This window comes from Salinicola halophilus (assembly GCF_003206155.1).
In the GTDB taxonomy this organism is placed as follows: Bacteria; Pseudomonadota; Gammaproteobacteria; order Pseudomonadales; family Halomonadaceae; genus Salinicola; species Salinicola halophilus.
This window is the reverse complement of the sequence record NZ_PZJV01000002.1, coordinates 418,443-439,996: the sequence shown is the minus strand read 5'-3', so window position 1 is coordinate 439,996 and position 21,554 is coordinate 418,443. Positions and strand designations below refer to the sequence as shown.

At 65.5% G+C, this 21,554-nt stretch carries 22 protein-coding genes; 12 read left to right on the top strand and 10 right to left on the bottom strand.

The annotated features are described in order from the left end of the window. Positions 1-10 precede the first annotated feature (10 nt). The 7 genes from murA to DOM33_RS09635 form a co-directional block, all read right to left on the bottom strand. On the bottom strand, positions 11-1,273 hold the full coding sequence (gene murA, locus DOM33_RS09665) for a UDP-N-acetylglucosamine 1-carboxyvinyltransferase (RefSeq protein ID WP_110668268.1): 1,263 nt from the start codon (positions 1,271-1,273) through the stop codon (positions 11-13). Between the two features lie 56 nt (positions 1,274-1,329). Then, positions 1,330-1,584 (bottom strand): BolA family protein, encoded by a 255-nt coding sequence (locus DOM33_RS09660; RefSeq protein WP_110668266.1) that lies wholly within the window; start codon positions 1,582-1,584, stop codon positions 1,330-1,332. Positions 1,585-1,863: 279 nt separating this feature from the next. Then, complete coding sequence (locus DOM33_RS09655) at positions 1,864-2,205, bottom strand: STAS domain-containing protein (protein WP_110668264.1); 342 nt, start codon at positions 2,203-2,205, stop codon at positions 1,864-1,866. Then, entirely contained in the window at positions 2,202-2,870 is a 669-nt protein-coding gene (locus tag DOM33_RS09650) for an MlaC/ttg2D family ABC transporter substrate-binding protein (protein WP_110668262.1), read from the bottom strand. Before DOM33_RS09650 ends, DOM33_RS09655 begins: the two co-directional genes overlap by 4 nt. An 18-nt stretch (positions 2,871-2,888) precedes the next feature. Then, entirely contained in the window at positions 2,889-3,350 is a 462-nt protein-coding gene (gene mlaD, locus DOM33_RS09645) for an outer membrane lipid asymmetry maintenance protein MlaD (protein WP_110668260.1), read from the bottom strand. Then, a complete protein-coding gene (mlaE, locus tag DOM33_RS09640; protein WP_110668259.1) occupies positions 3,347-4,129 on the bottom strand; it encodes a lipid asymmetry maintenance ABC transporter permease subunit MlaE in 783 nt (260 codons plus the stop codon). Before mlaE ends, mlaD begins: the two co-directional genes overlap by 4 nt. After that, positions 4,126-4,941, bottom strand: coding sequence for an ABC transporter ATP-binding protein (locus tag DOM33_RS09635; protein ID WP_110668257.1), 816 nt, complete (start codon positions 4,939-4,941; stop codon positions 4,126-4,128). Before DOM33_RS09635 ends, mlaE begins: the two co-directional genes overlap by 4 nt. Before the next feature lie 455 nt (positions 4,942-5,396). On the opposite strand from DOM33_RS09635, the gene DOM33_RS09630 reads away from it, so the two are divergent. The 11 genes from DOM33_RS09630 (at position 5,397) to DOM33_RS09580 (ending at position 13,918) form a co-directional block, all read left to right on the top strand. Beyond that, positions 5,397-6,371: a KpsF/GutQ family sugar-phosphate isomerase gene (locus DOM33_RS09630; protein WP_110668255.1), complete on the top strand. Its 975-nt coding sequence runs from the start codon at positions 5,397-5,399 to the stop codon at positions 6,369-6,371. 25 nt (positions 6,372-6,396) lie between these two features. Then, positions 6,397-6,987 (top strand): LPS export ABC transporter periplasmic protein LptC, encoded by a 591-nt coding sequence (gene lptC, locus DOM33_RS09625; RefSeq protein ID WP_204352657.1) that lies wholly within the window; start codon positions 6,397-6,399, stop codon positions 6,985-6,987. Between the two features lie 2 nt (positions 6,988-6,989). Continuing rightward, positions 6,990-7,517 (top strand): lipopolysaccharide transport periplasmic protein LptA, encoded by a 528-nt coding sequence (lptA, locus tag DOM33_RS09620; RefSeq protein ID WP_110668253.1) that lies wholly within the window; start codon positions 6,990-6,992, stop codon positions 7,515-7,517. Positions 7,518-7,548: 31 nt separating this feature from the next. Next, positions 7,549-8,274 (top strand): LPS export ABC transporter ATP-binding protein, encoded by a 726-nt coding sequence (lptB, locus tag DOM33_RS09615; protein ID WP_110668251.1) that lies wholly within the window; start codon positions 7,549-7,551, stop codon positions 8,272-8,274. Between the two features lie 246 nt (positions 8,275-8,520). Next, the gene (locus DOM33_RS09610; RefSeq protein WP_110668249.1) at positions 8,521-9,936 is read left to right on the top strand and encodes an RNA polymerase factor sigma-54; all 1,416 of its coding nucleotides are present in this window, start codon (positions 8,521-8,523) and stop codon (positions 9,934-9,936) included. Positions 9,937-10,060: 124 nt separating this feature from the next. Then, complete coding sequence (gene hpf / locus DOM33_RS09605) at positions 10,061-10,369, top strand: ribosome hibernation-promoting factor, HPF/YfiA family (RefSeq protein WP_110668668.1); 309 nt, start codon at positions 10,061-10,063, stop codon at positions 10,367-10,369. A gap of 9 nt (positions 10,370-10,378) precedes the next feature. Continuing rightward, complete coding sequence (ptsN, locus tag DOM33_RS09600) at positions 10,379-10,858, top strand: PTS IIA-like nitrogen regulatory protein PtsN (protein WP_110668666.1); 480 nt, start codon at positions 10,379-10,381, stop codon at positions 10,856-10,858. Between the two features lie 2 nt (positions 10,859-10,860). After that, the gene (gene rapZ / locus DOM33_RS09595; protein ID WP_110668247.1) at positions 10,861-11,790 is read left to right on the top strand and encodes an RNase adapter RapZ; all 930 of its coding nucleotides are present in this window, start codon (positions 10,861-10,863) and stop codon (positions 11,788-11,790) included. Then, entirely contained in the window at positions 11,777-12,046 is a 270-nt protein-coding gene (locus DOM33_RS09590; protein ID WP_110668245.1) for an HPr family phosphocarrier protein, read from the top strand. Before rapZ ends, DOM33_RS09590 begins: the two co-directional genes overlap by 14 nt. A 98-nt stretch (positions 12,047-12,144) precedes the next feature. Beyond that, positions 12,145-13,500, top strand: a complete 1,356-nt coding sequence (gene mgtE / locus DOM33_RS09585; RefSeq protein WP_110668243.1) for a magnesium transporter — start codon at positions 12,145-12,147, stop codon at positions 13,498-13,500. 28 nt (positions 13,501-13,528) lie between these two features. Further along, entirely contained in the window at positions 13,529-13,918 is a 390-nt protein-coding gene (locus tag DOM33_RS09580; RefSeq protein WP_110668241.1) for an acyl-CoA thioesterase, read from the top strand. 169 nt (positions 13,919-14,087) lie between these two features. Here the strand turns inward: DOM33_RS09580 and pmbA are convergent, their stop codons facing one another. After that, entirely contained in the window at positions 14,088-15,428 is a 1,341-nt protein-coding gene (gene pmbA / locus DOM33_RS09575; protein ID WP_110668239.1) for a metalloprotease PmbA, read from the bottom strand. A 117-nt stretch (positions 15,429-15,545) separates the two neighbouring features. On the opposite strand from pmbA, the gene yjgA reads away from it, so the two are divergent. Next, entirely contained in the window at positions 15,546-16,040 is a 495-nt protein-coding gene (yjgA, locus tag DOM33_RS09570; RefSeq protein WP_110668237.1) for a ribosome biogenesis factor YjgA, read from the top strand. Positions 16,041-16,109: 69 nt separating this feature from the next. Here the strand turns inward: yjgA and tldD are convergent, their stop codons facing one another. Both tldD and DOM33_RS09560 read right to left on the bottom strand, forming a co-directional pair. Beyond that, positions 16,110-17,564 carry a metalloprotease TldD gene (gene tldD, locus DOM33_RS09565; protein WP_110668235.1) on the bottom strand — a complete coding sequence of 485 codons (1,455 nt, stop codon included), beginning with the start codon at positions 17,562-17,564 and terminating at the stop codon, positions 16,110-16,112. 64 nt (positions 17,565-17,628) lie between these two features. Continuing rightward, on the bottom strand, positions 17,629-21,552 hold the full coding sequence (locus DOM33_RS09560) for a YhdP family phospholipid transporter (RefSeq protein WP_110668233.1): 3,924 nt from the start codon (positions 21,550-21,552) through the stop codon (positions 17,629-17,631). Between the last annotated feature and the right edge of the window lie 2 nt (positions 21,553-21,554).

Below are 21,554 nucleotides of genomic sequence, written 5' to 3'. Positions count from 1 at the left end.
GCGCGATTCGCTAGCCCGGTACGCGGCGGATCTTCGCACCCAGCAGCTGCAGTTTCTCTTCGATGCACTCGTAGCCGCGGTCGATATGGTAGATGCGATCCACCAGGGTCTCGCCACCGGCGACCATTGCCGCCACTACCAGGCTCGCCGAGGCGCGCAGATCGGTCGCCATGACCGGCGCCCCGGAGAGGCGGTCGACGCCGGTGACCACGGCGGTATTGCCCTCGAGAGCGATCTGCGCCCCCATGCGGTTGAGTTCCTGCACGTGCATGAAACGATTCTCGAAGATCGTTTCCACCACCGTTCCCGTCCCCTCGGCGACCGCATTGAGCGCCACGAACTGCGCCTGCATGTCGGTGGGAAAAGCAGGATACGGCGCCGTGCGAACGTTGACGGCCTTGGGACGGCGGCCCTGCATGTCGAGTTCGATCCAGCCCTCGCCGGCCGTGACGGTCGCCCCGGCCTCTTCGAGCTTGCTGATCACCGCCTCCATGATGTCCGCGCGGGCGTTGCGGACACGCACCCGCCCGCCGGTCGCCGCCCCGGCCACCAGAAAGGTGCCGGTCTCGATACGGTCGGGCATCACGTCGTAGTGGCAGCCGTGAAGACGCTCGACGCCCTCGATGGTGATGGTGTCGGTGCCGTGACCGCGGATGTTCGCCCCCATGGCGATCAGACACTCGGCCAAATCGACGACTTCCGGCTCGCGGGCGGCATTCTCGAGCACCGTCGTCCCCTCCGCGAGGGTCGCCGCCATCAGCAGGTTCTCCGTGCCGGTCACCGTCACCGTATCGAAGAAGATGGTCGCACCCTTGAGGCGGCCATCGACGCGCGCGCGGATGTAGCCGCTCTCGACGCGGATCTCCGCCCCCATCGCCTCGAGCCCGCGAATGTGCAGATCCACCGGTCGCGAGCCGATGGCGCAACCGCCGGGCAGCGAGACGTCGGCCGTCCCGAAGTGCGCCAGTAAGGGGCCGAGCACGAGGATGGAGGCGCGCATCTTCTTGACCAGCTCATAGGGCGCGTGACAGTCGCGGACCTGCGAGCCATCGATCTGAATGCTCATCTTCTCGCCCATGACGGGCTCGATGCCCATACGACCGAGGAGCTCGAGCGTCGTGGTGATGTCTTGCAGGTGCGGCAGATTGCCGATGGTGACCGGCTCGTCGGCGAGCAGCGTCGCGGTCAGAATGGGTAGCGCCGAATTCTTGGCGCCGCTGGCCCAGACTTCACCGTTCAGCGGGCCGTTACCGGTAATGATCAACTTGTCCATGAAGGTTCGCTATGCACTCGAACGAGAAGCGACCCCGTGGGGCCGCGAGGCGACGATCAGAGGCCGGTGTTGTCCGGGGCGCTCTGCCACTGGGCCGGCGTGAAAGTCTTGATGGTGACGGCGTGTAGCGCCCCCGAAGCGATCTCGTCGGAGAGCGCGCCGTAGATCAGCTGCTGGCTCTTGACCTTGCTCATGCCGTCGAACACCTCGCCCACGGCGGTCACCTGGAAGTTGCAGCCCTCGCCCTGGATATGAAATTCGCAGCCGTCGATTCGCTCCTCGAGGCGGCTTTTGACGTCGCTGGGTTGCATGGCAACACTCTCCCTGATGGCGGCTGGTTCAAATACGATCGGAAAGCGCCACATGGTAGCGGAAAGCGGCCCGGGTTGGCGACGCCGTGCCATGCAAAAACGTGACAGCCAGGGTGACGTCGAGCGGCGACAGGCCACAGGACTCGTTACACCGAGCGCCCGCACGATCTCCAGGGGTGCCTGCGGGGCCCCGGTGCGACTTGCAAGCCCATAACGACAACGCGGCGACCGATCGAGATCGGCCGCCGCGTCGAAACGGGCCAAGGTGAACCGGCGCGCTCAGGCGCAGGTCGTCTCACGAGCCGGCATCAGCGCCGAGAGCTCGGTAATGTCCATCAGTCGCTGCAGCGGCTGCGAGAGCGAGACGCGCTCGAGACGCAGCGAGTGATGCTGTACGCCCCTCACCCATACCAGCAGCACGCTCAACACGGCGCTGCTCGCCACTTCGACGCCGGTGAGATCGAACGAGACTTCGGTCTCGGCCGCCTGATCGGCGAGCCACTGGCGGCCCGCTTCGGCCAGCGGCCCGGCACTATCGAAATCGGCTTCGCCCCGAATGGTGAGGACGCATTCGTCGACGACGTCGAGCGTTGCATCCTCGCGTTCGAGAAGCCGACTCAAGAGTCGCCGCCCTGCTCGAGCTCCTCGGTGCCGACTTCCGGTGCCCAACCGTTGATGACCGCGTCGATGTCACGGTTGTTGTCGCGCATTGCCTGGTCGAACTGGTTGCGGAAGGTCAGCCCCAGATTGATCCCGTTGACGATCACGTTGATGACCTTCCACTCGCCATTGCTCTCACGCATCGTGAAACTGACCGGGTAGGTCTGGCCGCTGGTGGAGACCACGTCCATGCCCACCGACTCCTGATCCTCGTAGCGCCCGGCGTCGTCGTTCGCTTTGACGTTCAGCGTCTCATAGTCGAACGTCACCAGACCCTTGGCATAGGTATCGATCAGCGTCTTGCGAAAGACGTTGACGAAGCGCGAACGCTGCTCCGGCGTCGCCGCGCTGAAGTAACGCCCCATCACACTGGCACCGATGTAGCGAAAATCGGCGACGTCTTCCATGTTGCTGTCGACGAGCGAGGCGAGTTCGCCTTCATGACTGGCGTAGTAGTCCTTCTTGCCGTCGATTTCGTTCATCAGCGAATCGACGCTCTGACGCACGACCGCTTCTGCCGAACGCTCCTGGGCCTGCACGGTACCGGCAAAGAGCGCCAGCAGGGTCGAGAAGAGTACGGCTGCGACGGCAAAACCGCCGCGGTTTGAGGCAAATGACGTTTTCATGATCGACTCCTTGTCCTATCAATTGGCCATGTTGGATACGAACTGCTGGATCAACTCCTCCAGCACCAGCGCCTGCTGGGTATCGCGTATGACGTCTCCATCGTGAAGCGTATCCGGCGCGCCGCCGACTGTCAGGCCGATGTACTGCTCGCCCAGCAGCCCCGACGTCAATATCGCCGCGGTCGTGTCTTCGGAGAGTTTGCCGTCGTACTCCGAATCGAGCTCCATGATCACCTTGGCATCGAACCATTTCGGATCGAGCTCGATATCGGTGACCTTGCCGACGCGCACGCCGGCCATGGTGACCTTGGCATTGGGCCGCAGGCCGCCGATGTTGGAGAAGTTCGCGTTCAGCGTGAACGTATCGTTGGGCACGCCTACCCCGAGGCCGCTGACGCGCAGCCCCAGAAATACCAGCCCCAGAATCCCCGCCAGCATGAAGATGCCGACTCCCAGCTCGAGTAAGCTATTGCGCTTCATCCCAAATCTCCAAACATCAAGGCGGTAAGTACGAAATCGAGTCCCAGCACCGCCAGCGAGGCGTACACGACCGTGCGGGTGGTCGCGCGTGAAATGCCTTCGGAGGTCGGAATCAGGTCGTAGCCTTGGAACACTGCGATCCAGGTCACGACCAGACCGAACACCAGGCTCTTGACCATGCCGTTGAGCACGTCACCGACGAAGCTCACGCTGTCCTGCATGTTGCTCCAGAAGGAGCCGTCGTAGACGCCCAGCCACTTCACGCCGACCAGATAGCCGCCCCAGATACCCACCACGCCGAAGATGACGGTGAGAATCGGCAGCGATACGAAGCCGGCCCAGAGTCTTGGGGCCACGATACGCCGCAGCGGATCGACACCGATCATCTCCATGCTGGTGAGCTGCTCGGTCGCCTTCATCAGACCGATCTCGGCGGTGAGTGCCGAGCCCGCTCGTCCGGCGAACAGCAGTGCTGCCACGACCGGCGCGAGTTCACGCACCAGCGACAGCGCCACCATCTGTCCGAGCGCTTCATCGGCGCCGAAACCGACCAGAATCGTGAAGCCCTGCAGCGCCAGCACCATGCCGATGAAAAGCCCCGAGACCAGCACGATGGCAACCGACATCACCCCGACGAAGTGCATCTGCCGAAGCCAGAGATGAAGACCTTCCCGAGAGGGAAGGCAGATGATGGACTGAACGAGAAAGAGCCCGGCACGCCCGACTGCTGCGAGCATCTCCAGCGTGCCCCGGCCGAGCAAAGCGATACGATCGATCATGAAAACTGCCCCGCCGGTGCCAGGATATCGTCGTAGAAATCGGGCGCCGGATAGTGAAACGGTACCGGCCCGTCCGGCTCACCGTGCACGAACTGACGCACGTGCGCGTCGTCGTTCACGTCCAGCGTGCTGGGTGTGCCGTGGGACATCACCTGACCGTCGGCGATGATGTAGACATAGTCGGCGATGGAGAGCGCCTCCTTGATGTCGTGAGAGACCATGATCGCGGTCAGCCCCAGCGCCTGATTGACCTTCTTGATCAGCTGGACCAGCACGCCCATCGAAATCGGGTCCTGCCCCACGAAGGGCTCGTCGTAGAGCACCAGGTCCGGATCGAGAGCGACGGCGCGCGCCAACGCCACCCGTCTCGCCATGCCGCCGGAGAGCTCGGAGGGCATCAGGTGGCGCGCGCCGCGAAGCCCCACAGCCTGCAGCTTCATCAGCACGATGTCGCGGATCATGGCATTGGGCAGCTCGGTATGAATTCGCAGCGGAAAGGCCACGTTCTCGAAGACATCGAGATCGGAAAACAGCGCCCCGCTCTGAAACAGCATGCCCATGCGCCGGCGCAGCTTGAACAGCGAGCGTCGAGACAGCTTGTGAACGTCCTGACCGTCGATGAGCACCTGCCCTCGGTCCGGCGTCAGCTGGCCGCCAATGAGTTTGAGCAGCGTCGTCTTGCCGGTACCGCTCGGGCCCATGATGGCCGTGATTTTACCGAGAGGAATCTGAAGGTCGACGCCGCGAAAGATCTGAGTCTTGCCGCGCCTGAAGTGCAGATCCTTGACCTCGATCATGATCGGGTCATTCATGCATCATCCACCGTTGGGGAGCTGGAATATTATCGAACATTGTATCTTAACCTGAGCGAAGGCGCCCAGTCGCTGATCGATACGCCATCGGATCGTCGATGCGAGGCGCACCGCCAGAACGTCGGCGTCCGGTGCCGGTCCACCGGCGTCACTCGGCTCTAGCGCATCGAGCACCGAACCGACGCCACGACCACGTAGACGGAATACCGCAACGTAGTCGGCAAACACCCGCGCGTCGAACCGCCTCAACGTCCGGCATCCGTGACTCGCGCGCCAGTCGTTCCATCAGAGGCGGCGCGAACGCGTGCCGCATCCGCGCTGACGACCGAACACCCGGCGTCGTCGGGGGACGAATCCCGCTGCGATCGTAGGTATACTCCCTCGCCACACTCTCGACTCAGACTGATCTCGTCAGGCTTCGGCGCCTATCCGGCCGACGAGATTGCGGGCTACCGATGACACACTCCCAATTCGACTTTCGCGCCAGCGCCCGCCATACGCTGACGCTCGAGCAGCAGGCGATCGGCGAACTCGTCGATAAGCTCGACGCCGCTTTCGATCGCGCCTGCGAGACATTGATGGCCTGCCGTGGCCGGCTCATCGTCACCGGCATGGGCAAATCCGGGCACATTGCCCGCAAGATGGCGGCCACCTTCGCCAGCACCGGGTCGCCGGCGTTCTACGTACATCCCGGCGAAGCGAGCCACGGCGATCTCGGCATGATCACCGGTGACGACGTGGTCGTCGCCCTCTCCAATTCCGGGGAGACCCAGGAGATCACCGGGCTGCTGCCGTTGTTCAAGCGCCTGGGAACGCCGTTGGTGAGCCTCACGGGTCGCGCGCGTTCGACGCTCGCCCGCTACAGCGACGTGCACATCGACGTCGGCGTCTCCCGCGAGGCGTGCCCCCACGACCTCGCCCCCACGTCGTCGACCACCGCTGCGCTCGCCATGGGCGACGCCCTGGCACTGGCGCTACTCGAGGCACGCGGCTTCAGCGCCGAGGATTTCGCGCTCTCTCATCCCGGCGGCACGCTGGGCAAACGACTGCTGCTCCGAGTCCGCGATCTGATGCACAGCGACGCTCGCCTGCCGAGCGTTCCCGCCGGCAGTCCGCTGCGAGAGGCGCTACTGGAAATGACCCACAAGGGAATGGGCTTTACCTGCGTGGTGGATGAACACGGTCGCCTCGCCGGTGTCTACACCGACGGCGACCTGCGCCGCACGCTGGACCAGCGCGGCGACTTCGCAACGCTTCGCGTCGACGACGTCATGACCCGCGGCGGCAAGACCGCCGCTCCCGACATGCTTGCCGCCGAGGCGGTGCGTATCATGGAAGACAACCGTATCACCGCACTCGCCGTAGTGGAGAACGGCTTCCCCGTCGGCGCCCTGCACATGCACGACCTGTTGCGAAGCGGCGTCATTTGATCGGCCCGACCTGCGAGGAGACTGCGTGAAACAGACCGCGAGATGGCAATCGCCGTGGGGCCGTCGACTCGGCCTCGTCGCGATCCTGCTGCTGCTCGGTGGCGGCCTGGCCTGGCTGGACCAGCGCGGCGAGCAACAGGACGAGCCGGTACCCGGCAACGAAGCGGGCGAGCCTGACTACTACCTGGAGGACGCGAGCCTGACGCGATTCGATGCCGATGGCCGCCCCTATCAGCGGCTCGAGACACCGCGCATGGTGCACACACCTGCCGACGACGTCATTCGCGCCGAGACACCCCACGGCTATCTCATCGACAGCGACGAGCGTCAGTGGCAGATCACCAGCGAAAGCGCCCGGCTGCTACGCGGCGGCGAAGCGCTCACCCTCGAGGGCGATGCACGCCTCGTGCAGCCCGATCAGGCCTGGCAACTCGCCACCCAGACGCTGCACTACGACAATCAGGATGCCCACGCCTGGAGTGACACGCCGTCGGTCTTGAGCCAGCATGATCAGCGCATGAGCGGCGAACGCTTCGATGCCTGGATCGATGACAACCGCATGCGCCTGACGAACGACGTCAAAGGCTACCTGCCCCAGCAACCTGAGGATCAATGATCATGAGGCGAGAACTCGGCCCCCTGCTGATGCTGACGGCGCTATGCCTGCCCGTCACCCCGGCCTTCGCCCTCGACGGCGATGCCAGTGCCCCTATCGAGATCGCCGCCGACCAGCTGGAGATCGACGACCGCGAGGGCACCGCGGTCTACTCCGGCACCGTCGACATGCAGCAGGGCAGCATGAAACTCAACGCCGCCCAGGTCGATATCCGGCGCGGCGACAACGGTCAGGTGAGCCTGGTGACCGCCAGAGGCGGTGGCGGTCGGGCCTATCTCGCCCAGACCCCCGCGCCGGACGAGGCGCAGGTCGAGGGCTGGGGCAACACCGTCATCTACCATGCCGCCGAGCGACGCGTGGAGCTGGTCGGCAACGCCGAGCTGCACCAGGGCGGTGACACGTTCGACGGCGCCTACGTCGAGTACTATCTCGACTCGCGCCGCGTGAGCGCTCGCTCGAGCCGTAGCGGCGAAGGCGAGAGCGATGGTCGCGTGCGCATGACACTCACCCCGCGGCAGTCTCAGCCGTAGCGCCGCCGGCGTGAACCGAGGTTAAGGATCGATGAAAACGTTAACGGCCGCCAACCTGGCCAAGAGCTACAAGGGACGCCGCGTCGTCCACGATTTCAGCCTGACCCTGCGCCAGGGAAGCATCGTCGGCCTGCTCGGCCCCAACGGCGCCGGCAAGACGACGTCGTTCTACATGATCGTTGGCCTGGTCAAGGCCGACGCCGGCAGCGTCCACATCGATGAGCGCGACCTGAGCCGCGCGCCGATGCACGACCGCGCCCGGGCCGGCATCGGCTATCTCCCCCAGGAGGCCTCGATCTTTCGCAAGCTCAGTGTCGCCGACAACATCATGGCGATTCTGGAGACGCGCAAGGACCTCGATCGCGCCGGCCGCCGCCAACGCCTCGAGGAACTCCTCGGTGACTTCCACATCGAGCACATCCGGGACAATCTCGGCATGTCGCTCTCCGGCGGCGAACGCCGACGCGTCGAGATCGCACGCGCCTTGGCCACCGAACCGGCGTTCATCCTGCTCGACGAACCGTTCGCCGGCGTCGACCCCATCTCGGTCGGCGACATCAAGAGCATCATTCGCCAGCTTCGCGACCGCGAGATCGGCGTTCTCATCACCGACCACAACGTTCGCGAGACGCTCGACATCTGCGACAACGCCTATATCGTCGGCGACGGGCAGATCATTGCGGAGGGGCGCCCGGAGGCGATTCTCGACAACCAGCGCGTTCGAGAGGTCTATCTGGGGCACGAGTTCCGCCTTTGACGCCGAGGGTCGTGCTCTTCCCCTCGCCCCTACCAGGTAGCCAACCGCCCCTTCTGCCGGCGGCGCCCGCCTTCGCCGCCGGCGCGGCGAACAACCTCGCCCCAACACCCCCCTTGGCGGGCGCCGACACTATTGCGAGAAACGATGACCGAACCGCTGGCATGCTTGTTGCATGTCAATCGTTGAAAGTCGCGAGGTTCGGCATTACGGTAGTGGCTGACTGTTGCGACCGACGACGTTAGCGCCATGTCCATGAAAGCCTCACTGCAACTCAAGGTCGGCACGCAGCTGACGATGACGCCGCAGCTACAGCAGGCGATACAGCTGCTGCAGCTCTCCACGCTCGATCTTCGCCAGGAGATTCAGCAGGCGCTCGAGAGTAACCCCCTGCTCGAGCTCGAAGAGGAGTACGGCGAACAGCTCCTCGACGAGCCCGCCGAAGACGACTGGGCGAGCGACATCCCGGCAGAGCTCAGCGTCGACAGCGACTGGGGCGACACCTATCAGGATTTTGCCGCCAGCGAATCGATGGGCGAAGCGCCCGATCTCGATCGCAATGCAGCCGTCGTCGGCCTCGGCGAGCATCTGCTGTGGCAGCTAGCGATGGGCGACTTCGACCCGCGCGACGCGGCGTTGGCGACCTATCTGATCGACGCCATCGGCAGCGACGGCTACCTCGGCGACTCGCTCGAGGCGCTGGCGGCGGGATTGCAAGACGCGATTCAACCGGTGTCGACGGCGGAGCTCGAGCGCATCCTGTCGCGAATCCAGCGTTTCGATCCGATCGGCGTGGGCGCGCGAGACCTGCGTGAGTGCCTGCTGCTGCAGCTCGATGTACTCGACGCCGACACCCCGCTGCTGGTTCAGGCCAAGCGTCTGGTCCGGCAATTTCTCGAGGCGCTGGCCGCCGACGACCGACGCCTGCTCAAGCGTCGCCTGCGGCTCGACGACGACGAACTCGATGCGGTCATCGCGCTGATCCGAACCCTGGACCCTCGCCCGGGGCAGCGTTTCGCGAGCACGGGGAACAGCTACGTCATTCCGGACCTCATCGCCCGCGTAACGCCCGAGGGCTGGCGCATCGAGCTCAACGCCGACGCCCTGCCGCGCCTGCGCATTCAGCCGGACTATGCCGCCCTGATTCGACGGGCGGACAAAAGCGATGACAACGTCTTTCTACGCCAGCATCTGCAGGAAGCGCGCTGGCTGATGAAGAGTCTCTCGAGTCGCAACGACACCCTGCTACGGGTCGGTCGCGAGATCATGGAACGCCAGGTCGCGTTTCTCGAACGCGGTGAAGAGGCGATGAAACCGTTGATCCTCGCCGACATCGCCGAGCGCGTCGAACTCCATGAATCGACGATTTCGCGGGTGACGACCCAGAAGTTCATTCATACCCCGCGCGGGGTGTTCGAGCTCAAGTACTTTTTCTCCAGCCAGGTGGGCGGTCAAAGCGGCGACGCCGACAGCGTCTCGAGCACCGCGATTCGGGCGCGGCTGAAAAAGCTGATCGGCGAGGAGCCGGCGCGCAAACCTCTCTCCGACAGCAAGCTGGTGGCGCTGCTCGCCGAAGCGGACATCAACGTGGCCCGGCGCACCGTGGCGAAGTATCGCGAGGCGATGGGCATCCCCTCCTCCAGCGAGCGCAAACGGCTCTCCTGAGGACGAATCCGTGAACGAGCGCGGTCGCGAGAACGATGGCGTCGATGAAACCTCGCCCATGCCTTTGCACCAGTGGGAAAAGGGTTACAATCAGAAGGGCCAACTGCCGCAACAGGAGCGTGCCATGCAAGTGAACGTTACCGGCCATCACGTCGAGCTGACCGATGCACTCAGAGACTACGTCGGCGAAAAGCTCGAGCGTCTCGAACGTCACTACGACAACATCACCAACGTCCAGGTCACGCTCAGCGTCGAGAAAGAGCGACAGCAAGCGGCCTGCACCCTGCACGCGGCAGGCAAGGATCTACACGCCGACGCCAGTGACGTCGACATGTACGCCGCCATCGATGCGCTGGCCGACAAGCTCGACCGTCAACTCGTCAAACACAAAGAGAAGGCACAAGCCCGCGCCCAAGGCGCTGGCGCCCGCTGACGCCTGATGATCACACTGGAAACGATCCTGCCCCCCGAACGGACGCTGTTCGACGTGACGGGGGGTAGCAAGAAAAGGGTGCTGGAGTTCTTCAGCACCTTCATCGCACAGAACACGCCGAGTCTCGATAGCCAGGAAGTCTTCAGCCGCCTCATCGGTCGCGAGCGACTGGGCAGCACGGGTATCGGCAACGGTGTCGCCATTCCCCACGCACGCAGCCCGCACTGCAAGTCACCGGTGGCAGGGTTCATGCGGCTGGAGGATGCGATCGATTTCGACGCCATCGACGGCGAGGCGGTCGATCTGATCTTCGTGCTGCTGGTACCCGAAGAGGCCGATGACGCCCATCTGTCGCTGCTCGCCGAGGTCGCCGGCATCATGAGTCAAACGAGCGTACGTCAGGCGCTGCGTCAGGCCGACTCACAGCGTGCGCTCTACCAGGCACTGGTCGAGGCCATACGCCATCACCGAGACGTCGAAGACGGATAGCCATGCAACTCGTCATCATCAGCGGTCGCTCGGGCTCGGGTAAATCCATCGCGCTCCAGGCGCTGGAGGATCTGGGCTACTACGCCATCGATAACCTTCCGGCCAATCTGCTGGCACCGCTGATCGACGAGCTGCGTACCGCGCCGCCAACGCGGTCCAGCGTTGCGGTCAGCATCGATGCGCGAAACCTGCCCGAATCGCTGGAACGCTTTCCCATGCTGCTGGATGCCGTTCGCCAGCGGGGCATCGACTCTCAGGTCGTCTATCTGACGGCCGACGCCAAGGTACTGCTCGAGCGCTATTCGGCGACCCGTCGTCGTCATCCGCTGACGCGGGGCAACGACATGACGCTCGCCGAAGCCATCGACAGCGAGCAGGAGTATCTCGCCCCCATCCGACGCGTCGCCGATCTGGTCATCGATACTCAGGGGCTCTCGGTTCACGATCTGCGCGGACGCATCTCGGAACAGGTGGCCAAACACGCCGGTGGCCGGCTGACGCTGACCTTCGAATCCTTCGGGTTCAAACGTGGCGTGCCGCTCGATGCCGACATGGTCTTCGACGTGCGCTGCCTACCCAATCCCTTCTGGGACCCGAACCTGCGTAGCTACGACGGCCGCGACGTTCAGATCGTCGAATTTCTCGAGAGCTACCCGGACGTTCATGCCATGGCCGAGGACATCCACGCCTGGCTGACACGCTGGCTACCGGCCTACCTCGCCAGCCATCGCAGCTATCTCACCATCGCCGTCGGCTGCACCGGGGGACACCACCGCTCGGTCTATCTCATCGAACGTCTGGCGCGCCACTTCGAGCATCAGGGCGTGGATATCCGTCTGCGTCACCGCGAGCTCGGCATCCACACCGCGCTCGACCGACCCGCCCGCCTCGAGCAGCCCGCTGCCACCCGGACGCGCGATGCCGACGCGTGAACTGCGGCTCACCAACCGCCGCGGCTTGCACGCCCGGGCCGCGACCAAGCTCGTGCAGTGCTGCCAGCCGTTCGATGCGCGCGTCGCCGTGCACCATGGCGAGCGAGCCGCCGATGCCGCCAACATCATGTCGCTGTTGATGCTCGCCGCCCCCTGCGGTACCCCCTTGACGATCGTCACCGAAGGCCGCGACGAAGAGGACGCCATGCTGGCGATCCAGGCCCTCTTCGACGCCCGATTCTTCGAAGACGAATAGATCGATCCCGGGTTTTTGAACACTGTTTTTGATCCTCGTCATTTCCCTCGACGATGGTAGAATGCAGGCCCCGCCAGCCGTTCAAGGATGACGTCAGGATGAGCCGCAACCCGCAGAAGCTGAAGCCACGGCTGGCCAAGCTCAACGAAGCCCTGGAGAGCGGAGCGCTCGACCAGGCCCGACGCATGCTCAATCGCGGCCTCGCACCGGTCGACGTCGCCCACCTGCTCGAATCCTCTCCGCCCAAGGAACGCGAGATCCTGTGGGGCCTGCTCGCCCCCGAGCTGCACGGCGACGTGCTGCAGTACCTCAACGACGACGTCCAGGTCGAGTTCCTCAACCGGATGGATGCCGAGCAGTTGCTCACCGCCACCGAAGGCCTCGATGTCGACGACCTCGCCGACCTGCTTCAGCAGCTGCCCAACACCGTCATCCAGGAAGTCCTGCAGTCGATGGAGGCGCAGGAGCGCCATCGGGTCGAAGAGGTGCTCTCCTATCCCGAAGACACCGCCGGTGGCCTCATGAATCCGGATGCGGTGACGATTCGCCCGGACATCACCCTCGACGTCGTGATGCGCTATCTGCGTCGTCACGAGCGCCTGCCGGATGCCACCGATACCCTACTGGTAGTGACCCGTCGGGATGAACTGATCGGCATGCTCTCGCTCAACCGGCTGCTGGTGTCGGATCTCTCGATGCTGGTACGCGAGGTGATGGAGACCGACTTCCATGCGATTCAGGCCACCGCTTCCGACAGTGACGTGGCAACGCTCTTCCAGAAGCACGACCTTATCTCGGCCCCGGTGGTCGGCATGGATGGCAAGCTGCTGGGTCGCATCACCATCGACGACGTGGTCGACGTCATCCGCGAGGACGCCGAGCACCAGGTGATGAGCATGGCCGGCCTCGACGAGGACGAGGACACCTTCGCCCCGGCGCTACGCACCAGTCGACGCCGTGCGGTCTGGCTCGGCATCAACCTGATCGCCGCGACCATCGTGTCGATCGCGATCGGCTTTTTCGAGGATACGATTCAGCAGATCGCCGCACTCGCGGTGCTCATGCCGATCGTCTCCAGCATGGGGGGAATTGCCGGCTCGCAGACGCTGACGGTACTCATCCGCGGCATCGCGCTCGGCCATGTCTCCGGCGCCAACGTGCGCTGGCTACTGGGCAGAGAACTGCTCGTCGGCCTGACCAACGGCATGATCTGGGCGGTGGTCGTGGGCGCAATGTCGGTCTTTCGTTTCGACGACATCCGCCTCGGCCAGGTGATCGCCATGGCGATGGTGATCAATCTTACGGTCGCCACACTCGCCGGCACCCTGATCCCGGTGCTGCTCAAACGACTCAAGATCGACCCGGCACTTTCCGGTGGGGTACTGCTGACGACGATTACCGACGTGGTCGGCTTCGTTGCCTTCCTCGGCCTTGCCACGGCCATCTATCTGTAGCCTTCGGTCGACGCTCACGGAGACATCCATGAACTTTCACACCCGCAAATGGATCAAGCCCGAGGATCTCAACCCCAACGGGTCGCTGTTCGGCGGGAGTCTACTGCGCTGGATCGACGAAGAGGCGGCGATCTACGCCATCATTCAGCTCGGCAACGCCCGCGTGGTGACCAAGTACATCTCGGAGATCAACTTCGTCTCCAGCGCCGTTCAGGGCGATATCATCGAGCTTGGCATCACCGCCACGCACTTCGGCACTACCTCGATTTCGCTGGAGTGCCAGGTACGCAACAAGATCACCCGCAAGAGCATTCTCACCATCGACCGGATGGTCTTCGTGAATCTCGGTGACGACGGCGAACCGGCGCCCCACGGCAAGACCGAAATCACCTACGCCAAGGAACGGCTGGAGAGCTGAAGCCGTAAGTCGAGAGTCGAGAACTGGAAAGCCGAGAGCCGCGAAATCAGTTCAAGGCATGCCGCAAAGACGAACGCCAGCGATACAAGATCGCTGGCGTTTTTCGTCGTGCGGAGTCGTCGTCGACCGCGCTTGGATGCCGACGCAATCGTCGCTTTCGGCTCGAAGACTACTGACCGGCAATGGTCATGGAGTCGATCAGCCAGCTGCCGGTATGGGTACTGCTGCGCCGGTCGATGTCGTCACCCACGCCCACCAGCCCCGAAAATATCGTTTCGAGATTGCCGGCAACCGTGAACTCCTCGATCGGATGCGAGAGCTTGCCGTTCTCGACCCAGAAACCCGCCGCGCCACGGGAGTAGTCACCCGTTACCGGGTTGAGACCCTGCCCCATCATTTCGGTCACCAGCACGCCGGTGCCCATCTGACGCAGGAGTTCGTCGATCGGCGTGGCCGGGGCCTGTACCCGCACGTTACGCGCCCCGCCGGCATTACCGGTAGTCGTCATGCCGAGTCGTCGCGCGCTATAGGCGGAAAGCATGTAGCTGGCGAGCCGCCCCTGGTCGATGAATACGTTGTCTCGCGTGGCGACGCCATCGCCGTCGAAGGCGGAGCTGGCGAGGCCACCCGGCTCTCGAGGCCGCTCGCCGAGAGAGAACCACTCGGGGAAGAGCGTATCGCCCAGCCGATCGCAGAGAAACGACGATTCGCGATACAGCGCCCCGCCGCTGATGCTCGAGAGCAGATTGCCCACCAGCGAGCGCGCCATTTCCGGTGAGAACAGCACGGGGAAGCGCCCGGTCCTGGGACACTCGCCGCCCAGGCGCTTCAAGGTCCGCTCGGCGGCTCGGCGACCCACCGTCTCCGGGCTCTCCAGCGAATCGGCGCGCCGCCCGGTCGTGTAGTCATGGTCGCGCTGCATGCGATCGCCGCTGCCGGCGATCAGCAGACACGACAGCGAGTGGCGCGTACCGCGCTTGCTGCCGAGAAAACCGTGGCTGTTGGCGTAGACGGTCACGATCTCCGACGAGGAGAGATTGGCGCCCTCGCTGTTGGTGATCCCCTCGCATTCGCGCCCCGCCGCTTCACAGCGAAGTGCCAGCTCGACCGCCTCGTCGGTGGAAAGCGCCCACGGGTGATGAAGGTCGAGGTCCGGCAGCGCCGTCGCCATCTCGCTCGCGTCCGCCAACCCGGCGGCGGCATCCTCGCCGGTATAGCGCGCGATGGAGACCGCTTTCTCCACCGCGGCGCGAATCGACGCGTCGCTCTCGTCGGAGGTGGAAGCGCTGCCCTTGCGCTTGCCGACGTAGACCGTCACCCCGATTCCCTGATCGCGGGAGAGTTCGATCGACTCGGTCTCGCCGAGGCGAACGCCGATCCCAATCCCCTGATCCACGCTGGCGCCGACCTCACAGGCGTCCGCTCCCAGGCGCTTGGCCAGATCCAGCGCCGCCGTTGCCCGCTCTTCCAGGCGCGACTGCTGCTCCACGGCATCGAAGGTTTGACTCATCAAGGACTCCCAGAAAGATCCGATGACACCGCGAGACGCGCATGAACGCCACCGAAGGTGGGTCGCGTTGCGCAGGCTGATATACTCCCGGCCTCACTCGCGGTGAATGGTAAAGAGATGAATTTCGAAGACGACGATGCGCCCCTCAGCAAGACCCAGCGCAAGCATGAAATGCAGGAGCTCCAGGCGCTGGGCGAGCGGATCATCGCGCTCGATCCGGGCATTCGCGCCCGCCTGCCGCTATCGGACGAGATGATCGCCGCGGTCGAGGAGACCTCGCGCATCCGCTCCCACGAGGGCCGCCGCCGCCATATGCAGTACGTCGGCAAAGTGATGCGCAAGGAGGATCGCGCAGCGATTCGCGCCGCCTTCGACGCAATGGACCAGGAACAGAACCAGCGCAACGCCGCCTTCCACCGCCTCGAGAAGACCCGCGACGCGCTGATCGACGACGATGCGGCGCTCGAACCGTTCATCGAAGCCCACCCCGACGTCGATCGCCAGACGCTGCGCCAGCTGATCCGTAACGCACGCAGCGAGCGCCAACGTGGCAAGCCTCCCGCCAGCGCGCGCAAGCTGTTCCAACTGATTCGCGACACCAAGGGTCTCTAAGCGAGCCGCACCGCGCTTTCGCATCGGCGCGGCCGCTCGACGAACGAGACGGTCGCAGAAGGGACGATCTCAAGACGCCGTGCCGCCGACCGTGATCTCGTCGAGTTTCAGGGTCGGCTGGCCCACGCCCACCGGCACGCCCTGCCCCTCCTTGCCGCAGATACCGATGCCGGTATCCAGCGCCATGTCGTTGCCGACCATCGAGACGCGCGACATCGCCTCCGGGCCGTTGCCGATCAGCGTCGCGCCCTTCACCGGCGCGGTGATCCTGCCATCCTCGATCAGATACGCCTCGGACGCCGAGAACACGAACTTGCCGGAAGTGATGTCGACCTGGCCGCCGCCGAAGCTGACCGCGTAGATGCCGCGCTTGACGCTCGCGATGATCTCGCCGGGATCGTCGTTACCCGCCAGCATGCAGGTGTTGGTCATCCGCGGCATGGTGACGTGGGCGTAGGATTCGCGACGGGCGTTGCCGGTCGGGCGCATGCCCATCAGCCGCGCGTTGAGCTTGTCCTGCATGTACCCGGTGAGGATGCCGTCCTCGATCAGCGGTGTGCACTGACCCGGCGTGCCCTCGTCATCGACGCTGAGCGAGCCGCGGCAGTCCGCGAGCGTGGCGTCGTCGACCACGGTCACGCCGCGCGACGCGACCTGCTCGCCGAGACGGCCGGCGAAGGAGGAACTCCCCTTGCGGTTGAAATCCCCCTCGAGACCGTGACCCACCGCCTCATGCAACAGAATGCCGGGCCAGCCGTTGCCCAGCACGATCGGCATCTGCCCCGCCGGCGCATCGACCGCTTTCAGGTTCACCAGCGCCTGACGCACGGCGTCGCGGGCGTAGCACTCGGCCACGCCCTCGTCGCGCAGTCGGCTCATGGCATAGCGACCGCCACCCCCGGCACTACCGCGTTCGCGCTTGCCGTCCCGGGCGACGATTACGCTGACGTTGAGCCGTACCAGCGGCCGGATGTCGGTGGCGAGCGTCCCGTCGCTGGCGCAGACCAGCACCACCTCGTGCACGCCGGTCAGTGATGCGCTCACCTGGACCACCGCGGGGTCGGCGGCGCGCGCGACGCGATCCGCCTGCTTGAGCATGGCGATCTTCTCCTCGGCAGAGAGCCCGCTCAGCGGATCGACGCCTGCGTAGCGTGGCGTTGCGCTCACCGCCTGGATCTTCGCCGGCTGATGGCGCTCGCCGCTGCGGGCGATGGCACAGGCCGTACGCCCGGTTTCGACCAGCGCGTCGGCGTCGATCTGATTGGAGTAGGCGAAGCCGGTCTTCTCGCCGGAGAGCGAGCGTACGCCGACGCCGCCGTCGATGCTGTAGCTGGCATCCTTGACCTCGCCATCCTCGAGCACCCACATCTCGTGCCAGGTGCGCTGGAAAAAGAGGTCGGCATAGTCGATGCCCGCCCCCATGGCGTGACCGAGGCCCGCCTCGAGCGAGGCCGTGTCCAGCCCGCCCGGCGCCAGCAGCTGGGCCGACGCCTGTTCGAAGGAGTTGCTCTGCACGACTGTCATTGCGCACTTTCCCGATGGTTGAGGAGGTTTCGAGCGTCGCGTGCGCCGGCTTGACGATGCCGACTCACTCCGCGCTCTCCAGTTGGATGTCGGGGTCGGAGAGCGGGCCCTCGACGCGATAATAGATCTGTGTCGCGCTGTCGACCCACTGGCCGAACAGCTGATGAAAGAGAAACAGCCCCGCCCCGACCTGGGGCGCGCCGGCCAGTACTGCGACCAGCGGCAGGTTTTGACTGACGGGCACGGTGATACCCAAGCGCTGGTCGATACGCTGACGGTTGAGATCGACACTCCCGGCCAGCGTGAAACGCGTCGAGGCCCCGTCGATGACCAGGGGCCCCTGGGTCTCGAGCACGCCGTTGTACAGCGTAGCGCTGCCGTGGAGGCGATTGAAAGCCGTCCCGCCGTCGGTGACATCGGAAAAATCGAGCTGCAGCCGGCGCAGAATGTTGTCGAGGTTGAATAGCCCCACCAGCTTGGCCGACGACGAGTGGAGCTGGCGCAGCCGCCCTTCGTCGAGATCGACCTGGGCGCGACCGCTCGCGCGAGGCAGCGCGAACTGCCACGGCGCACCGGGCCACGAGAGCTGCGCGCTCGCCTGCGCACGCTCGCTGGCAATCGGTACCGGCGCACCCAGGGCGCGGAACGCGGTGGCCACATCGCCGCCGCTGGCGTCGAGGTCGGCCCGGGTCAGACTCGCCTCCCCGGCTCCCTCCCAGGTCAGCGCCCCGCTGGCGGCAATCTCTCCGAGCTGCAGACTCAGGGGCGCGAGCCGCAGCCGATCGCCCGTCACCCGCCACTGCGCGTCCAGCGGACCGAAACGCTGGCCCTGACGCAGGAACTCGTCGATGCGCACGTGGCCGGCGGGCACCTGGTCGAGGGCCGCCGGCATGGCGGCCGGCGCCGGCGCGATCGCGATGCGATCCAGCAGGGTCGCGCCTATCGCTTCGCCCTCCCCATCACCATCGTCGGCATCCGGCATCAGGGCATCGAGATTGAGGCGCGCCAGATCGACATCGACGGGGACCGCGGCACTCGGCTGCCAGTTCGCGCTTCCCGAGACGATGCCGCCGTCGAGGGAGAGCTGCCAGCCATCGCCGAGCGGTGAAGCATCAGCCTGCAGCCCGCCTAGGCAACGCCCTTCCACCAGCACGCAGGGCGTGGCGAGCGCCACTCTTTTCAGACCGCCGCCGTCATTGACCGGTTTGGGCTCGGCCGTCTCGAGGTCTTCGTCGATCGATGTCGGTACACCGTCTTCGCTGGGCGCCGCATCCGCCGCCCCCAGTTCGGTCAGTGCCTGAGCCCAGCGCTGGGTATCCAACCGGTTGGGTCGCCACAGCACGTACCAGCCGGGCCCACTGGGCCAGGCCGCGGTCTCGCCGGGCCACCCCTCGAGCCAGACCTGCCCCTGAACCTGCTCGCCGAGCGTGCGCCAGCGCGCCAGTCCCGCTTCCCCTAGCGTCACTCGACCGGTACCCGCGGCGATGTCCGCATCGACGGCGAGCGGTTCGGGATGCGCCGCGCCCTTGCCGAACGGCGGCGGTAGCGCAATGGTGAGTCCCTCGAGATCGCTCCGCAGACTGAAGCTCGCGTTGTTGTCGTCGTCGAACGCGATCTGCGCCGTGTACGGAAAGGTTCCCTCCAGCAGCCCACCCACGCTCGAAAGCCCCGCCCAGTCGAGCAGGCCAGCGCCACGGGCGCGCCCATCGAGGGAGATACCCGCCGGGCCGGCGGCGCCGCCGATATTGAAATCGGCCAGCAGCGGACCTTCGAACGCGCGTGCCCCGAGCTTGCCGTCGATGAAGTCTTCCCCCCCGCGTCGCCGATAGCGCAGCGCCCCATCGATAGCCCCGAGCGTCAGCGACAGTTCGGGGAACGTCAGGCTATCGACGTCGAGGTCGCCATCGATCTCGACCCGCATGTCCGTCTCGGGATCGCTCTGCTCGTCCATCGGCAGACTCAGATGCAGCCTGGCGTCGATATCACCCTCGCTCTGCCAGAGACCGAAGGTCTCGTCGGCGCCCTCGATCGGCGCATTGCCGAGAAAATCCAGAAGACCGCCGCTGCTGCCGCGAATGTCGCCGTCGACGACGAGATTCTGATCCTCCAGCGTCACCGTGGCGTTCCGTGTCGTCAGACCGTGGCTGATGGCGTGCGTGACGTGGCCCTGGACGTTCATGTCGTGCATTTCGAGATGGCCGTAGACCCGCTCGAGCGCCGGCCACTCGGGGTCGTACTGCAGCCGGCCGTCGGCGATATCCAGCGACAGCGCCAGGCTGTCGTCGGGATTGACGAACATTCGGCCGTCCGGCGCCTCCTGCTCGGAGAGCGTCAGCGAGAGCCGGAGTGCACCGCGCTCGACGATGCCCCCGATGTCGCCGCCGAACCATTCACGCAGGTCGGGATCGTCGATGACACGCGTCGGTAGCCAGGAGAGCACGCGAGAGTTGCGGGCGTCGGCGCCGCCGAAGTCGAGCTCGAGCAGCAGATGACCGGGCTTGGCCTCGTCTTCGTAGGTAGTGAGACCGAAGCGACCCGTCGCGCTCGCCCCGCGCCATCCGGCTTCGAGCCGCTCACCGCTGAGCACCGCGCCGTCGTCGGTGATCGCCCAATCGATGACGCCGCTGGCCGCGGTGAGATCGAGCGGCTCGGCGTAGACGGTGGGGATCGCGAAGTGCGCGTCGTCGCCGGCGGCAAAGGTGACGCTGCCGCTGCGTCCGCGAACGGTAGCCCAGGCGTCTACCGGCCCGCCGCCGGGAATGTCGTCCCAGGGCGAGACCGACACGCCTTCGAGTGCGCTCTGCGCGTACCACTCGCCATCGCTGCGACCGACCTCGAGGCTATCGACGTGGCCGGTCGGCGCAAGCCCCACCAGCGTCTCGGCGAGATCGCGCGATAGCGGCAGCAGTGCCAGATAGGCGGTGATGCCGTCGAGCTCGAAGGGCGAGGTTCGCAGCCACCATCCGTCCCGCGTCGATTGCGCCTGCCAGTCCGCCGGCCATTCGACCGGAGGCAGACCGGGGCTAGAGAGCCCCAGATCCTCGATCCGAGCCTGCCAGCGGCCATCGGCATCGCGATCCAGTCGGGTATCGACAGACAGATCGCTGAGCTTTCGCGAGACCTCACGCTGTCGATCGATGAGCGTGATCTGCGGCACGTCCAGTGAGCCCTGCGCCCGCTGCACGCCGCCGTTCGCCCAGACGCCGGCGATTTCGGCGTCTCCCTGAAGCTCGGCCACGCCGGTCGGGTAGACCGAGGTGAACGTCGAGAGCGCCGATGAGAGAGAACCGAACGCTATCGACGTGACGAAGCGTGCGCGGGGCTCGGCAGACTGCGTATCCTCGACGGCGAGTCCGAGGCGCCCCGCGCCACCTTCGAGCACGGCTTCGAGCGATGCCCGCCCCGCCTCGCTCGCCAACTGCAGGTGATCGAGACGCACGCGGGCGGTGTTCTCGGCGCCGTGGAGCACGAGCGTGGCGCCCTCGATCTGGGCGTGCTGATGCGCCATGCGGCGCAGCCACTCATCCCACGTCGTCGCTTCGCTCTCGCTCTGGGTGTCGTCCCCCCCGAACCAGCCGGCGCCGGCACCGTCGGGCCAGCCCCAGCCGCCGTTCGCGCTGGGGTAAAGGTGGAGCGTGAGATTTCGCAGCGTGGCCTGGGCCAGCACTGGAAAGCGCTGGCGCCAGCTCTCGCCGGTATCGAGTCGCGCGTCCAGCTGCGCGACCTGGAGCAGCGGCTGCCCGCCCCGGCTGGAGAGGGCGAGATCGTCGATACCGATGGCAGGGTCGAGGCGGTGAAGATCGAGCGACAGGCCCCCGAGCTCGCCTTTCGCGTGGAGTGACTCGGCCAGTTGCGACACCGCCCACGGCGCGAGACGGTCGCTCTGCCAGGCGATGACACGCCAGGCGGTCGTCACGCAGGCGATGACGACCAGCAGGACCGCAAGCGGCGTCAGAATCCAGCGAAAAAGCGGGCGCGAACGACTCATCG

What these genes read in the sequence shown, in the direction of transcription:
- murA (WP_110668268.1), bottom strand. Translation starts at nt 1,273, where the DNA reads ATGGACAAGTTGATCATTACCGGTAACGGCCCGCTGAACGGTGAAGTC.
- DOM33_RS09660 (WP_110668266.1), bottom strand. Translation starts at nt 1,584, where the DNA reads ATGCAACCCAGCGACGTCAAAAGCCGCCTCGAGGAGCGAATCGACGGC.
- DOM33_RS09650 (WP_110668262.1), bottom strand. Translation starts at nt 2,870, where the DNA reads ATGAAAACGTCATTTGCCTCAAACCGCGGCGGTTTTGCCGTCGCAGCC.
- mlaD (WP_110668260.1), bottom strand. Translation starts at nt 3,350, where the DNA reads ATGAAGCGCAATAGCTTACTCGAGCTGGGAGTCGGCATCTTCATGCTG.
- mlaE (WP_110668259.1), bottom strand. Translation starts at nt 4,129, where the DNA reads ATGATCGATCGTATCGCTTTGCTCGGCCGGGGCACGCTGGAGATGCTC.
- DOM33_RS09635 (WP_110668257.1), bottom strand. Translation starts at nt 4,941, where the DNA reads ATGAATGACCCGATCATGATCGAGGTCAAGGATCTGCACTTCAGGCGC.
- DOM33_RS09630 (WP_110668255.1), top strand. Translation starts at nt 5,397, where the DNA reads ATGACACACTCCCAATTCGACTTTCGCGCCAGCGCCCGCCATACGCTG.
- lptA (WP_110668253.1), top strand. Translation starts at nt 6,990, where the DNA reads ATGAGGCGAGAACTCGGCCCCCTGCTGATGCTGACGGCGCTATGCCTG.
- lptB (WP_110668251.1), top strand. Translation starts at nt 7,549, where the DNA reads ATGAAAACGTTAACGGCCGCCAACCTGGCCAAGAGCTACAAGGGACGC.
- DOM33_RS09610 (WP_110668249.1), top strand. Translation starts at nt 8,521, where the DNA reads ATGTCCATGAAAGCCTCACTGCAACTCAAGGTCGGCACGCAGCTGACG.
- hpf (WP_110668668.1), top strand. Translation starts at nt 10,061, where the DNA reads ATGCAAGTGAACGTTACCGGCCATCACGTCGAGCTGACCGATGCACTC.
- rapZ (WP_110668247.1), top strand. Translation starts at nt 10,861, where the DNA reads ATGCAACTCGTCATCATCAGCGGTCGCTCGGGCTCGGGTAAATCCATC.
- DOM33_RS09590 (WP_110668245.1), top strand. Translation starts at nt 11,777, where the DNA reads ATGCCGACGCGTGAACTGCGGCTCACCAACCGCCGCGGCTTGCACGCC.
- mgtE (WP_110668243.1), top strand. Translation starts at nt 12,145, where the DNA reads ATGAGCCGCAACCCGCAGAAGCTGAAGCCACGGCTGGCCAAGCTCAAC.
- DOM33_RS09580 (WP_110668241.1), top strand. Translation starts at nt 13,529, where the DNA reads ATGAACTTTCACACCCGCAAATGGATCAAGCCCGAGGATCTCAACCCC.
- pmbA (WP_110668239.1), bottom strand. Translation starts at nt 15,428, where the DNA reads ATGAGTCAAACCTTCGATGCCGTGGAGCAGCAGTCGCGCCTGGAAGAG.
- yjgA (WP_110668237.1), top strand. Translation starts at nt 15,546, where the DNA reads ATGAATTTCGAAGACGACGATGCGCCCCTCAGCAAGACCCAGCGCAAG.
- tldD (WP_110668235.1), bottom strand. Translation starts at nt 17,564, where the DNA reads ATGACAGTCGTGCAGAGCAACTCCTTCGAACAGGCGTCGGCCCAGCTG.
- DOM33_RS09560 (WP_110668233.1), bottom strand. Translation starts at nt 21,552, where the DNA reads ATGAGTCGTTCGCGCCCGCTTTTTCGCTGGATTCTGACGCCGCTTGCG.